The sequence below is a fragment of the Pseudozobellia sp. WGM2 genome (assembly GCF_017810075.1).
In the GTDB taxonomy this organism is placed as follows: domain Bacteria; phylum Bacteroidota; class Bacteroidia; order Flavobacteriales; family Flavobacteriaceae; genus JADNYK01.
Genome location: NZ_JADNYK010000007.1, coordinates 107,063 through 120,408, shown reverse-complemented (window position 1 = coordinate 120,408; position 13,346 = coordinate 107,063). Strand labels below are relative to the sequence as shown.

Below are 13,346 nucleotides of genomic sequence, written 5' to 3'. Positions count from 1 at the left end.
AAACAGGCATTTTTTTGGATCATATAATTCATCTAAGTTTACATTACAATCGTTCATATGTTCGTACACCGCTACATATTGATTTTATTTTTGGTCACTGGCACGGTCGGCTTTGCACAATCACGTAGCAAGCAAGCGTCTATGCATCAGTCTCACCTAGATTCTGCTCATTATTATAAAAAGGAAAATATTGAACGAAGTATAGATTTTGTTGCCCAATCTATTGCAGAGCTGGGTAAAGCCGGCGATAAAGAAAGATTAGCTGAATCGCTTACAGTTCTTGGGGAAGTATATCAATATCACCAACAGTACGATCTGGCGATTACCAATTACGAAGATGCGCTAGAGGCGAACAAAACCTCGAAAACAACATTGTTGCTTGGGCAAACTTATATTCAGAACGAACAGTTTTCAGAAGCGGAGACCGTACTCTCGCCCTTATTAAAAATAAAAAACTTGATTCCGTATCAGAAAGTGACCCTCTATGAGACATTAGGCGATGCTTATAAAGGTTTAACGCAGTATGAAAGGGCGGTTGCCTTTTATGAAGAAGGGGCTAAGTTGGCGCGAATGAACCAAATTACGCCCAAATTGGCAGATTTAAACTCTAAAATTGCAGATGCCTATGCCGAAGGTGATAAACTTGTTGAAGCCGATGCTTATTACAACAGTTCGCTACAACTATCTAAAAGTCTACCGCCGGAAAGAGCACTTCAAGAAAAAGAAAAAGTAGCGGATTATTACAATCAAAAAAGTGAATACGGGGCCGAAATAGAATTGCGTAAAGAGAGTTTGGGCGAGCTCAACAGTTTACCGAAGAAAAGGGCTGTCCGTCAGCAAAATATTTCGAAGTCCGATTCGATTACGGCCCAAAGAATCAATTATAAAATCGCGAATGCCTATATCGCCCAAGACAAATACGACGAGGCCATACCCTATCTTAAAGAAAGTATAGAACAGGCCGGCTCCGATGATGATGTGGTGGTTCAAAAAGATGCGACCCGTAAACTTTCAGAGGTGTTCGAGTTTAAAGGAGAGTATACAAAGGCTTTTGAAACCTACCGCGATTACGTGGCGCTTGTCGATACGTTGTACATTCGTAAAGAGCAAGAAATAGCACGGGCTGCCCGGTTCAATCGAGAAATATCGGCCAAGCAAAGCCGTATATCAGGTTTAGAGCAAGAACGAGAACTCTCGCAGAGCAAATACGACCTAGCACGTACCGAGCAAGAACTGGTTCAAGAAACCAATAAAAGACAGAAGTGGGTCATCTACTCCCTTATTTTGGTAATGATATTCTTGGGTTTGGCCACTTTCTTTTTCTATCGTAGCAATCAACAGCAAAAGCTAGCCAATAACTTGTTGGCCCTAAAATCACTACGTTCTCAAATGAATCCCCACTTTATATTTAACGCCCTGAACTCGGTCAATAATTATATAGCAAAGAGTGATGAGCGTAGCGCCAATAGATATCTTAGCGAGTTTTCTACGCTGATGAGGTCGGTGCTGGAAAATTCTGAGGAAGACTTTATACCGCTCACAAAGGAAATTGAACTACTCCGTTTGTATCTAAAATTGGAGCATTCAAGGTTTCCTGAAAAATTTGATTTTGAAGTGAATATTAGCGAAGCAACAAATGTTGAGGCGTTTCAAATTCCACCTATGTTATTACAGCCCTATATTGAAAATGCCATTTGGCACGGACTTCGATACAAAAAGGAAAAGGGATTTTTACATATCGATATAGAACAAAGAAATGCGAGCTCCGTAGTTATTACTATTTCCGATAACGGAATCGGGCGTAAGAAATCGGCTGAGCTGAAAACTCAAAATCAACGAAAACAAAAATCAAAAGGCATGGGTAACATTAAAAAACGGATTGCCATATTGAATGATATGTATAAAGACAAGCTTGATGTACTGATTTCTGATTTAGAAACTGATGGGTCGGGTACCAAGGTGGTCTTTACATTGAAAAAAGACTAGGTCAATGCTAAAAATAGAGCAATGAAACTGAAAGCGATACTAGTAGAAGATGAGGTCAACAGTCGGGAAATCTTACGTAATTATCTGACTAAATATTGTCCAAATGTAGAGTTGTTGGGTGAGGCCGATTCTATTCAAAAAGGCCTTGAACTGATTGAGAAGCACCAGCTAGATTTGGTGTTTTTAGATGTTGAAATGCCTTTTGGCAATGCATTCGACCTTTTGGATAAAGTTCCTGACCGCACTTTTGAGACGGTCTTTGTGACCGCATATGACCACTATGCCAAAGATGCGCTCAATCACCACGCAGCTTATTATTTGACGAAGCCCATCAATATCGATGAATTGATTAAGGCAGTAGAATATGTTGTTGAGGTTAAAGAGAAAGAAAATGACCTTGAAGATACCGTGCTGCGGCCCAAGTTCAAATCTGTAAACGGTAAGATAACGATACCGCAGCAAGATGGCTTTCAAGTATTGAATGTAGCCGATATTCTTTATTGTAAGGCAGATGATAATTATACCGAGATTTATTTAGAGAACAAGAAAATTTTAGTCAGCAAAACTTTGAAATATTTTGAAGAAGCCCTTTCTACCTATACGTTTGCACGAATTCATAAATCGTATCTGGTAAATGTGAATGAAGTGGTAAAGTATAGAAGGGGCAAAGGGGGTAGCGTTGTGGTGAGTAATGGCAAAGAGCTTTTGGTATCGGCGTCAAAGAAGAAAGAACTTTTGGCCTACTTTTAAATAGGGTCATATAAAATTAGAGTTGAGATTATGATTAAATCTGTAAATGGCAAAAGCCCTATAATAGGAGAAGATTGCTTTATAGCTGAAAATGCTACCATAGTTGGTGAGGTAGAAATGGGCGACCAATGTAGTGTATGGTTCAATGCAGTATTAAGAGGAGATGTGCATTACATTAAAATGGGTGATAAGGTGAACGTTCAAGATGGGGCGGTTATACACTGTACCTATCAAAAATCACCTACCAATATCGGTAATAACGTATCTATAGGTCACAATGCCATAGTGCATGGCTGTACTATTAAAGATAACGTGCTCATTGGTATGGGAAGCATTGTTATGGATGATTGCATCGTTGAGAGCAACAGTATTATCGCAGCGGGCGCGGTAGTTACCAAAGGCACGCACGTGACTTCGGGAAGTGTTTTTGCCGGTATGCCCGCCAAGAAAATTAAGGACATAAGTGCTGAATTGAGCTCAGGTGAAATTGACCGTATCGCTGATAACTATGTTCTCTATTCCGGCTGGTTCAAGTAGTAATTAGTACTTTGGAAGTACTGAATAGTTAACTGCCGATGCGGTATTGGTTTTAATACCATCATCGACCAGCAAACTATTTTGTATTTTTGTCGCGTTTTAAAAAAATAAGAAGATGAACGCATATATATTTCCGGGTCAAGGTGCTCAATTCGTTGGTATGGGGCTAGACCTTTACAACGAGTACCCTGTTGCAAAAGAGTTGTTTGAACAAGCGAACGGCATTCTCGGCTTTTCGATTACCGATATCATGTTCGAGGGTACTGCGGAAGACTTGAAGCAGACTAAGGTGACCCAACCGGCTATTTTTTTACATTCTGTGATTCTTAGTAAGGTATTGGGGGCCGATTTCAAGCCTGATATGGTAGCGGGTCATTCGCTTGGTGAGTTTTCTGCACTGGTGGCCAATGGTACCCTGAATTTTGAAGATGGTCTAAAATTGGTTTCGCAGCGGGCTCTGGCGATGCAGAAAGCATGTGAGATCCAGCCCAGTACGATGGCCGCTGTTTTAGGTTTGGCTGATGAGGTTGTTGAAAAAATATGTGAAGAAACTGCGGGTATCGTAGTTGCCGCCAACTACAATTGCCCTGGTCAGTTGGTTATTTCAGGTGAAGTACCGGCAATAGAAGCAGCCTGTGAAAAAATGAAAGAAGCTGGCGCAAGAAGGGCTTTGGTGCTTCCCGTGGGGGGCGCGTTTCATTCGCCTTTAATGGAGCCTGCACGAGAAGAACTGGCTGCCGCTATAGAGAATACTACATTTAGCACACCCCAATGTGCCGTGTATCAAAACGTGACGACTACCGCGGTAAATGATTCCTCGGAAATAAAGAAAAATTTGATTTCTCAGTTGACCGCTCCCGTTAAGTGGACACAAAGTGTAGAGAATATGGTTAAAGATGGCGCAAAAGAATTTATTGAAGTCGGGCCAGGTAAAGTCTTGCAGGGTTTGGTAAGAAAAATTGTAAAAGGCGTAGAAAGTCGTTCAGCAGATATCCCAAAGTAGGGTTTTATACGTATAAATTGTATTTAATCTATACAAACCTTGATTTAACCCCAGATTTACGGTCGTAGTTTATTTTTTTAGTAATATTGAGGCCCATTTTGCGAGAACCTACTTGTTTTGCTGTGTATTGAATTTCAATGAATTCAAAGGACAGTTTATGAATATGAAAAAGAAAAAACCTCGCTTTAACGATGACCTGAGAACCATCGGAAAAGCATTTTTATTTTTAGCGCTGCTATTTTGTGGCCCCTCTTTGATGGCCCAGACGGTTTCTATAACTTCATCTGATCTCAATGCCGCAGAAACTAACGGTAACACTAATGGTGCTAGCTTTACAATTTCTAGGTCGCCAAATAATTTTTCTACAAACATAGTTACTTATAGCGTTACGGGTACAGCGACTTCGGGTGATGACTTTCAAGAGCTTACTGGAAGCGTAAATCTTAGTTTTGTTAATGCATCAGAAACTGTTGATGTCAATATTGCGCAAGACCAATTGGTTGAGGGTGCCGAAACCATAATAATAACACTAACAAATGGGGGAGGAGCAATAATAGGGCCCCAAAATTCAGTTACCCTTAATATCGCTGATGATGATGAAGGCGTATTTACTTTAGAAATGGTTAATGGCGATGCGGCCGAAGAAAATCAAGTTTCTGGGCAATTTGTACTTAAACTAGATAAGGCGAACGGTACAGGAGCGCCCATTACGGTACCTTATTCTTTTATGAACACAAGTACCGCAACCAGAAACCAAGACTATACGGTTAGAGCGGTCAATAATCTCAATCAAAATCAGTTTTCGTTTCCAGCGGGTGTCACGCAGGTAAACATGTTTATTGATATAAATGACGATGCTATACCCGAAACCGATGAAACGGTGATACTTCAGTTGGGCAACCCAAGTAATAACACGTTGTTTTCCCATACGCAATTACCGGAAGGGCAAAGAACGATTACTATAGCCGATAACGATTGTATAGCAGGCGATACGGCCCCCGAAATCAATGCGAGGCCTAATACGGTGTGTAATCCACCCAATGCCACTGTAAACTTAAACGCTTATGTAGTGGGTGGGGGTAATAATGCTCCTGCGGGGTCATCACTACGTTGGAGTTTGCAACAAAACCCAACGGCTGCTAACCAACTGCTTCCCAATGCCACGATATCTGAAAATGGTACTTATTATGCAGTGTATTGGGCAGATGACAATTCTTGTGCCAGCCCATCTGACGATGTGACCATTACCTTTGTAGAGCAACCCTCTGCCGGTACCACTACCGATGCAAATGCCTGTAATAACCCTAATAACGAATTTGGCCCTGTTCGTGTAGATCTTGACAATTTAATAGAGAACGCAGATGCTGGCGAATGGTCTCAGACCGGTGGCCCCAATATAAACATACCTAACAGTAATAATCTAGATTTTAGAAATCAGGCTGCGGGTAGTTATGTGTTTACTTATACTACAAACCCCTCAGGCCCTTGTGGTTCTGAGACTTCTACGGTAACCATTACGGTAACCGATTGTGACCCCTGTGAGGCCGGTGATAACGCTCCTCCTTTAAATAATAATACGCCAATGGCTTTTTGTGACGATATCGATGATGATATTACACTAAATGACTATGCCACAAATTCTTCAGGACCTAATGGTAGTACTTTGCGATGGGCAAGTGATTCTAGCGACCCTACAGGTAGTTTTGTGCCTCAAAATAGAGTGAATAATCCTCTGCCTGGAACTTACTATGGGTTTTATTATGATGCTACCAACGATTGTGCAAGTCCGTTATTGACTATTGACTTGGCAGTGACAGCTTCTCCACAATTGTTAAGCACCGAAGGTGATGAACGATGTGGTTCGGGATCCTTGACATTGACCGCAACGGCCAGTGAGAACGCTACTATTTTATGGTATACACAAGAGACTGGTGGTAGTTCGATAGCCAACGGAGCTAACTTTACCACGCCTAACCTTAACCAGACCAGAATCTATTATGTAGAGGCTTCTTCTAATGCATGTGCAACCGATAGGGTTGCCGTTGAGGCAAAAATAGCCATACAGCCAACAGCTGGTTCGCCTCAAGATGCATCCTCGTGTAACAATTCCCGTTTTGGTGAGACTATACTTGATTTAGATGATTTGTTTCAACAATCGGCTAGCGATGGCAACTGGGCATATGTAAGTGGCCCTGGCAGTCCTACCCTTAACACAAATAATATCATAGATTTTGAGGGTCTTCCTAATGGAGATTATTTGTTTTCATATACAACAACAGGTGCTGAAGCTCCCTGTGAAAATGAGGTTGCCGAAATAACGGTTTCTATAAGCAGTTGTGATACTGATGATGATGGCGATGGTCTATTGGGAGGTGTTGAAGCAGCCTTAGGTACAGATCCGAACAATCCCGATACCGACGGAGATGGCGAAAATGATGGTGACGAGGTAGGTGATGACCCAAACAACCCCATCGATACCGATGGTGATGGTATTATTGATGCTTTGGAGTCTAGTGACGGAGATTCCGATAATGACGGTACGGTAGATGAGTTAGATCCTGGTAATGACAACCCTTGTGTGCCCGATAACTCTATAGGGCTTTGCGATACCGATGAAGACGGAATTTCCGATGGAGACGAAATTCTTAACGGTAGCGATCCGTTGGATGCTTGTGACCCTAACATTAATCACGAAAATTGTGACCCTACGCCAATTGAACTTGAAGTAATAAAAACCTTGGATAAACCTGATGCCGTTGTTGGTGATGAGGTAATCTTTACAATTACTTTAAATAATCAGTCTGCGAGAAAGGCGCGTAATATCATCATCGGTGATTTGCTTGAGGCGGGGTTTGCCTATAAGACCCATAGTACTTCGGTAGGTACTTACAACCAGCAAGAAGGTATGTGGACAATCTTCGAAGTGCCTGCGGGTGATTCGGCTACATTGACGATTACGGTAGATGTGCTTGAGGGAGGTCCGTACACGAACGTAGCGGAGCTTTTGCAATCTTTTCCAGAAGACGTAACGTTGGAAAACAATACCTCTGAGGTCGCTTTAAATGTCGACCTTCCCGAAGGTATAGATTTGGTTCTAGAAAAGTGGGCGAGAATTGTAGATGTGAACGATACCCTGAATATTTCTGAAAATAGAAACCTTTCAGAAATTAATCCTTTGGTAGGTCAAGAAGTAATTTTTACAATACGGGTAACCAATAAATCTCGAGAAGATGCGGTGTCTAATATTCAGGTGTTAGATACAATTTCTGAAGGTTTTGAATACATAGCCCACGAAGCCTTGATAGGTACGTACAATTTGCAGACCGGTTTATGGATTATTCCCGAGCTTTTACGAAACGAAGTGGCTGAATTGGAAATTAGAGTTACTGTTCCGGAAACGGGCACATTTTTCAATAATGCTGAAATAGTACGTTCTTCACCTTTAGATAGTGAAGGTAACTATGACAATAACACAGATAGGGTAACGGTAAATGTGTCTGAACGAACGCAGGCCGAGTTTGGGATTATCTTTAACCAGTTTTCTCCAAATAACGATGGAGTAAATGACGACCTCAAGATAAATAAGGTATTTATTGATGAGAATGGGGGCGAACAAGAGATAGATATATTATACGATATTAAAATTTTCAATAGATACGGTAGTTTGGTGTTCGAAGGAAATGAAATGAGCGACGAAATCATTTGGGACGGAAACAGAGAAGGTGACGAAGTGCCTGATGGTACGTACTTCTATGTACTCAATGTTGCTCTACAAGAAGAGGTTGAAGGGGTAGATATGAACACGACCAAAAAAGGCTGGATCCAGCTCATAAGATAATGATCAGAATGGGATACGGAACACTGAAATTCGCTTATACACATATAGTTTTATCACTTGGTCTTATATTGGTGTGCTCTGGGCTTCAAGCTCAAAAAGAACCCCATTATACCCAATACATGTACAATATCGGCAGTTTTAACCCGGCTTATGTTGGGTCGGTCGAAACTCCTGAAATTGCTGGTTTATACCGTGCTCAATGGTTAGATGTGCCGGGTTCGCCAAGAACCATTCGTTTAGGGGCGAACGTTCCGCTATCCAACGAGAAAATGGGTGTTGGACTAAATATTATAAGCGATGAAATCGGCCCTTCTACCCAGACCTATGTAGAATTGGCCTATTCATATCAGTTCAATGTTTCAGAGAGTACCAAGCTCTCTTTTGGTATGGATATAGGGGGCTCGTTTCTGAATGTTGATTTCTCAAAAGGAACTTTTGAAAATCCTGGAGAACCAATTTTAGATAGAGCCATAATCAAAAAATTCTACCCTACCGTCGGTGCGGGAATGTTTTTGTACGATGACCTTTGGTATTTGGGGGTTTCTATTCCTAATTTCTTGACCGATGGTATTTATAACGATGATGTGGCAACCATAATAGAAGATAAAATGCAATTTAATTTTATAGGAGGGTACGTTTTCGACCTATCTGAAACCTTGAAATTCAAGCCCGCATTTTTATTGAACTACATTAATGGCGCACCGTTAAGTACCAATCTTTCTACCAATTTTCTTTTTAATGATAGGTTTACCTTGGGTGCCGGCTATCGGTTTGGTAATTCAGTTAGTGCATTGGCCGGTTTTCAAATTACCAGCGGCACTTACCTAGGGTATAGCTACGATTACAATACCAACCCTTTGGGTGAATTCAGTAGTGGTTCGCATGAGGTAATACTTAAGTTCTATTTGGGTAAAGGAGATGGTTCTAATACCAACGATAAAAATTTAAAGGGGAAACCGAAGCAAATCGATACGCCTAGATTCTTCTAATAGCATATTATGAAATTTAAATTCTTCATATCGTTTTTCATTTTTGCGACTACGGTCATTCAGGCCCAAGAGTTTGCGTCTAAGGGTGATAAATATTTTTATAGCTACGCCTATGAAGATGCCATTCGAGAATATCATAAACAAATGTCTGATGGTAAGTTGATGACCAATCACCAATTGTTGAATTTGGCCGACTCTTACTTCAAGACTAGACAGTACGATAAAGCGACCAAGCTTTATCTCGATATCAACAAGAACGATACTATCATGTCTGACCATCGTTTCAACAAGATGTTGCAGAGTTTGGCAAAAACTTCGGAGAGAGAGCGTGTAAAAGCTTTTCTAAAGTCTAAAAGCAGTGGTTTGGCCAATGAACTTTCAGAGAATGCCGAGTTCAATTACCAAATGCTTGAATCGGATACTGATCAGGATTCCGGTTTTTTTATTTTTAATATTAATGCCAACAGTCAGCATGCTGATTTTTCGCCTACGTTTTATAATGATAAAGTACTGTTCAGTAGCAGCAGAAAATCATCAAAATCAAAGAAGGTTTACGGCCCTTCAGGAGAATCTTATCTAGATATCTATGTGGCTGACAGTGATAATAGTGGTAATTTAAAAAATGTAGAGGTTTTTAAAGGTATACCTGATTCCCCTTTTCATAAGTCAACTCCGTTTTATGTGCCGAATTCCGGTAGCATTTATTATGTACTCTCCAATACAGAGGGTAAGAACTTGGCTTTTGATGAAAAAGGTAAAAATGCTTTGGCCATTGGTATGGCGTATGATAACGGCTATTTTCGATTTCTATTAAAAGATTTGAGTACTTCTTTTTACTATCCATTTTATGATGAAAAGGCGGAAAGATTATATTTTTCCGCCAATTTTGACGACAGCTACGGTGGCACCGACCTTTACTATGTGGTTACCAACAATGGGCAGGTTATGTCACAGCCCATCAATCTCGGCCCGCGCATCAATACACCGGGTAATGAAATAGCCCCCTTTGTTTACGATAATAGTCTTTATTTTTCTTCGGATGTCTTTTATGGTATTGGGGGTATGGACATTTATAGGAGTAATATATTGGCCGATCAAAGCTTTAGTATACCAGTCAACTTGGGTGAAGGCATCAATACAAAATATGATGAATTCGGCTTTGTGATCAAAGAAAAGGAAGGAGATGGTTTACTCGGGTACTTTTCTTCCAACAGGCCGGGAGGTAAGGGCGGAGATGATATTTATGGCTTTAAAGTCAATAAAAAGCCGGGATTACAGACCTTGATTTTTAGAGGTAAAGTGGTTAAACCTTTATATGATGTACCTATTGCAGATGTTAATATTACATTGACGGATGCGAATGGCAATGTTTTGAAGCAGACGGTAACCAATCGTAGCGGTAACTACCATATGGAAATACCTTATACCGATGTGGTGAGCCTGAACATTTCAAAAAAATCATATGCTTCATACAACGAAACCTATGACCCAAAGAGTTTGGTAGAAATGCAAAAGAAACCGCTTCAAGTGCAGCTTTTAGCTATGGAAGATGTTTTGAAAGAAAAAGAGGGTAAAACGGTCTTAGATGTTAATGACTTTTTCTTTGCCAGCGGTAAGAGTGATATTACGTCTAATATCAGCGTAGTGTTGGATGAGGTTGTAAAGACGGTAAAAATGTTTCCCGAAATTCAGTTGTCGATTGAGACGCATACCGATAGTAAGGGCAGTAGGTCTTCTAATAAGCGTGTTTCTCTAAAGAGATCAGAGGCGATAAAAGCTTACCTCTTGAAAAATGGAGTATCTAGCTCGAACATTTCTAAGGTCGTAGGCCATGGAGAAGATAAAATTTTGAATAATTGTAAAGATGGAGTGTATTGTCTAGACTTTTTGCACCGCCAGAATCTACGTACGCTTTTTATAGTCGAGAATTACGATGAAATCAATCAATAATTAGAATTTTCATTAGTAGGCCATACTGCAATCTTCGCATAGTTTAATTTCACCGTAGTACGTTTTTCTGTAGGCGAACATTGTTTTTAGAGGAATGCCCCATAATGCTTTTTTTACATAAGTAACATTGGTGTATAGCATACCCATTTTTTCAGAGTATCTTTTTTCGCGTTTGGTTTGTCTTTTAATGCGAATTAACTTCATATAAGTTTTCAATTTGATTTTACCCTTGTGGGTTTCCGTTCAAAATTTTTTGCAAAACTTATAAAATTATAATTTAATGCCAAAGTGAGATTGTTAAGTCTGTTATAAAGTAACAGTTGGCAGTAGAACGAATTTAAAAAACCATTATCCAAAAATAGTAGAGCGAAAAGAGTGTTAAGAATAGTATACCTGCATAGGTAAGGGATTGCAGCCAAATATGCGGTCTATACTTTAAGGGCACTTCATCACCCATAACATTTTTAAGGTTCATATAGCCCACGATAGGTGCCACAATGAACGATACAAAGGTGGCAAGACCCACAAGTTGACCCATATTAGCACTGAAAGCGAAAACCACAATAAAATTTATGAGGGCCAAAAGAACGATGCCGACCGCAAAAAACATCTTGTTTCCTGTAATTTTCACTTTAGGTATGAGTAGGTCAAGAACATCTAGACTTACGCGTGTAATTGCATCATGGGCTGTCATACAGGTACTGAACATCGTTGCAAAAGCAGAAATAGCAATAAAAATATAGGCCCATGGTCCGATATGGGTAGTGAATAATTGTACTACTTGGTCGGCAAAAGTGACGGCGTTTCCACTAAGTTCGGTACGGGTGCCATAAAGAGTGGCCCACCCAATGATTAGAAAAAAGATGGCCAATAAAGAAGTGATGATATAACCTGTATTAAATTCTGTAAGTGAGTCTTTCAGCGCTGGTTTTTGTTTTTCAGATTTCCATTTTTCGATACTCCAAAGGCTTACCCAGCTTGAGGCTTCAACGGTGGTAGGCATCCAACCCATTAGGCTAATGAGAAAAAGTATTCCTGCATCATTAAAAACGGATGGAGGTTTGAAATCAGCGATTTCGGTGACATTTCCTTTGAGTAAAACCAACCCCGTGGTAATCAATAAAGCAATAAACAAAACGGAAACTATAAACTTCAAGGAAACCTCCATAAGCTTATATCTTCCAATAATTAGAATTAGGCTAATAAAAACGAAGAGGCCCAATGCTATATGGGAAATTGGGGTATGTGTTACTTTGAAAAGATTTATAAAAAGTCCAGCAGTTACAGTGTATAAAGCTGCTAGAATGGTAAATGTGGTAATAAGTGTAATAAGAGCGTAAAACCATAAATAGCCCTTGCCACGTTTTAGATAACCTTCGATTAATGTTCTTTCCGTGACGTTGGTGTAACGAACTCCGAACTCAAAAAATGGATATTTAAATAGATTGGCTAAAATTATAGGAATCACCATAATCAGCCCATATTGTGCCCCGGCCTTGGTTGAAAGCACTAAATGTGAGGTTCCGATGGCCATGCTGGCGAATAAAAGACCTGGACCTAGATTTTTTAATAAAGATTTTAAGGTGGGCATGCGGATTGTGATTTATCCGCCTAAAATAAGCCATTTTATGAGATGGAGTGTTGCCCTATTTTATTTCGATACTTTTTCCGAAAAATTTTGGCTGTGTATTGAAAAGTAAATCGATAAAAACCTTCACGCGTGCCAAGTATTCACGCAGTTGTACTTTTAGGCCTTGATTTCCGGATACGGTTTTAGCATTGTAACCGATAGCTTTCAAGCCTTTTTTTTCCGCTAGATAAATAGCTCTCTGATTATGAAATTCTTGAGAGATTACGGTAACACTGTTTAGGCCGAATACCTCTTTTGCCCGTACCATTGAATCTAGGGTTCGAAATCCCGCAAAATCCAAAAATATTTTGTCAGCAGGAATTCCCCCTGCAATCAAATCTTTCTTGAAAGTATTGGGTTCATTATAATATCGAGTTCCATTATCACCACTAACAAGAACAAATTTAATTTTATCGGCCTTGTATAGTTCGATAGTAGCCTTAATTCGATACGAGTAGTATGGGTTTGGCAAACCTCCGATTAATTTTTTAGAAGTACCTAAAACAAGACCTACACGATTTTCAACAATATCTTGTGGGTCGTCGAACGTTTTGCCTTCGGCGGCATTGGTAATAATCGAATTGCACATGAAAATAAGCAAAATCAGGGTAGCAAAAAGCAGCCCAATAACTTTTATACGCTTCATTTTCATTTGGTTCGGTA

Annotated in this window: 10 protein-coding genes; 7 read left to right on the top strand and 3 right to left on the bottom strand. The window is 40.0% G+C overall.

The features are described 5' to 3' along the window. The first annotated feature begins 141 nt into the window (after positions 1 to 141). The 7 genes from IV512_RS15805 (at position 142) to IV512_RS15775 (ending at position 11,053) form a co-directional block, all read left to right on the top strand. On the top strand, positions 142 to 1,986 hold the full coding sequence (locus IV512_RS15805) for a histidine kinase (RefSeq protein WP_245224877.1): 1,845 nt from the start codon (positions 142 to 144) through the stop codon (positions 1,984 to 1,986). A 21-nt stretch (positions 1,987 to 2,007) separates the two neighbouring features. Next, entirely contained in the window at positions 2,008 to 2,736 is a 729-nt protein-coding gene (locus IV512_RS15800; RefSeq protein ID WP_209405081.1) for a LytTR family DNA-binding domain-containing protein, read from the top strand. A gap of 30 nt (positions 2,737 to 2,766) precedes the next feature. Next, the gene (locus tag IV512_RS15795; protein WP_245224875.1) at positions 2,767 to 3,273 is read left to right on the top strand and encodes a gamma carbonic anhydrase family protein; all 507 of its coding nucleotides are present in this window, start codon (positions 2,767 to 2,769) and stop codon (positions 3,271 to 3,273) included. Positions 3,274 to 3,388: 115 nt separating this feature from the next. Further along, positions 3,389 to 4,276 carry an ACP S-malonyltransferase gene (gene fabD / locus IV512_RS15790; protein ID WP_209405079.1) on the top strand — a complete coding sequence of 296 codons (888 nt, stop codon included), beginning with the start codon at positions 3,389 to 3,391 and terminating at the stop codon, positions 4,274 to 4,276. A 163-nt stretch (positions 4,277 to 4,439) separates the two neighbouring features. Beyond that, positions 4,440 to 8,114, top strand: coding sequence for a gliding motility-associated C-terminal domain-containing protein (locus tag IV512_RS15785; RefSeq protein WP_209405077.1), 3,675 nt, complete (start codon positions 4,440 to 4,442; stop codon positions 8,112 to 8,114). A gap of 8 nt (positions 8,115 to 8,122) precedes the next feature. After that, complete coding sequence (locus IV512_RS15780) at positions 8,123 to 9,103, top strand: type IX secretion system membrane protein PorP/SprF (protein WP_371743307.1); 981 nt, start codon at positions 8,123 to 8,125, stop codon at positions 9,101 to 9,103. A gap of 9 nt (positions 9,104 to 9,112) precedes the next feature. Beyond that, positions 9,113 to 11,053 carry an OmpA family protein gene (locus tag IV512_RS15775; protein WP_209405073.1) on the top strand — a complete coding sequence of 647 codons (1,941 nt, stop codon included), beginning with the start codon at positions 9,113 to 9,115 and terminating at the stop codon, positions 11,051 to 11,053. Between the two features lie 12 nt (positions 11,054 to 11,065). Here IV512_RS15775 and IV512_RS15770 read toward each other — a convergent pair whose 3' ends face one another. The 3 genes from IV512_RS15770 to IV512_RS15760 all read right to left on the bottom strand — a co-directional run bounded on the left by IV512_RS15770 (position 11,066) and on the right by IV512_RS15760 (position 13,335). Beyond that, the gene (locus tag IV512_RS15770) at positions 11,066 to 11,257 is read right to left on the bottom strand and encodes a hypothetical protein (protein ID WP_209405071.1); all 192 of its coding nucleotides are present in this window, start codon (positions 11,255 to 11,257) and stop codon (positions 11,066 to 11,068) included. Positions 11,258 to 11,390: 133 nt separating this feature from the next. Then, entirely contained in the window at positions 11,391 to 12,644 is a 1,254-nt protein-coding gene (locus IV512_RS15765; RefSeq protein ID WP_209405069.1) for an NRAMP family divalent metal transporter, read from the bottom strand. 55 nt (positions 12,645 to 12,699) lie between these two features. After that, entirely contained in the window at positions 12,700 to 13,335 is a 636-nt protein-coding gene (locus tag IV512_RS15760) for a vancomycin high temperature exclusion protein (protein ID WP_209405067.1), read from the bottom strand. Between the last annotated feature and the right edge of the window lie 11 nt (positions 13,336 to 13,346).

Coding starts and splice junctions, on each gene's coding strand:
- IV512_RS15805 (WP_245224877.1), top strand. CDS start 142: ATGCATCAGTCTCACCTAGATTCTGCTCATTATTATAAAAAGGAAAAT.
- IV512_RS15800 (WP_209405081.1), top strand. CDS start 2,008: ATGAAACTGAAAGCGATACTAGTAGAAGATGAGGTCAACAGTCGGGAA.
- IV512_RS15795 (WP_245224875.1), top strand. CDS start 2,767: ATGATTAAATCTGTAAATGGCAAAAGCCCTATAATAGGAGAAGATTGC.
- fabD (WP_209405079.1), top strand. CDS start 3,389: ATGAACGCATATATATTTCCGGGTCAAGGTGCTCAATTCGTTGGTATG.
- IV512_RS15785 (WP_209405077.1), top strand. CDS start 4,440: ATGAAAAAGAAAAAACCTCGCTTTAACGATGACCTGAGAACCATCGGA.
- IV512_RS15780 (WP_371743307.1), top strand. CDS start 8,123: ATGGGATACGGAACACTGAAATTCGCTTATACACATATAGTTTTATCA.
- IV512_RS15775 (WP_209405073.1), top strand. CDS start 9,113: ATGAAATTTAAATTCTTCATATCGTTTTTCATTTTTGCGACTACGGTC.
- IV512_RS15770 (WP_209405071.1), bottom strand. CDS start 11,257: ATGAAGTTAATTCGCATTAAAAGACAAACCAAACGCGAAAAAAGATAC.
- IV512_RS15765 (WP_209405069.1), bottom strand. CDS start 12,644: ATGCCCACCTTAAAATCTTTATTAAAAAATCTAGGTCCAGGTCTTTTA.
- IV512_RS15760 (WP_209405067.1), bottom strand. CDS start 13,335: ATGAAAATGAAGCGTATAAAAGTTATTGGGCTGCTTTTTGCTACCCTG.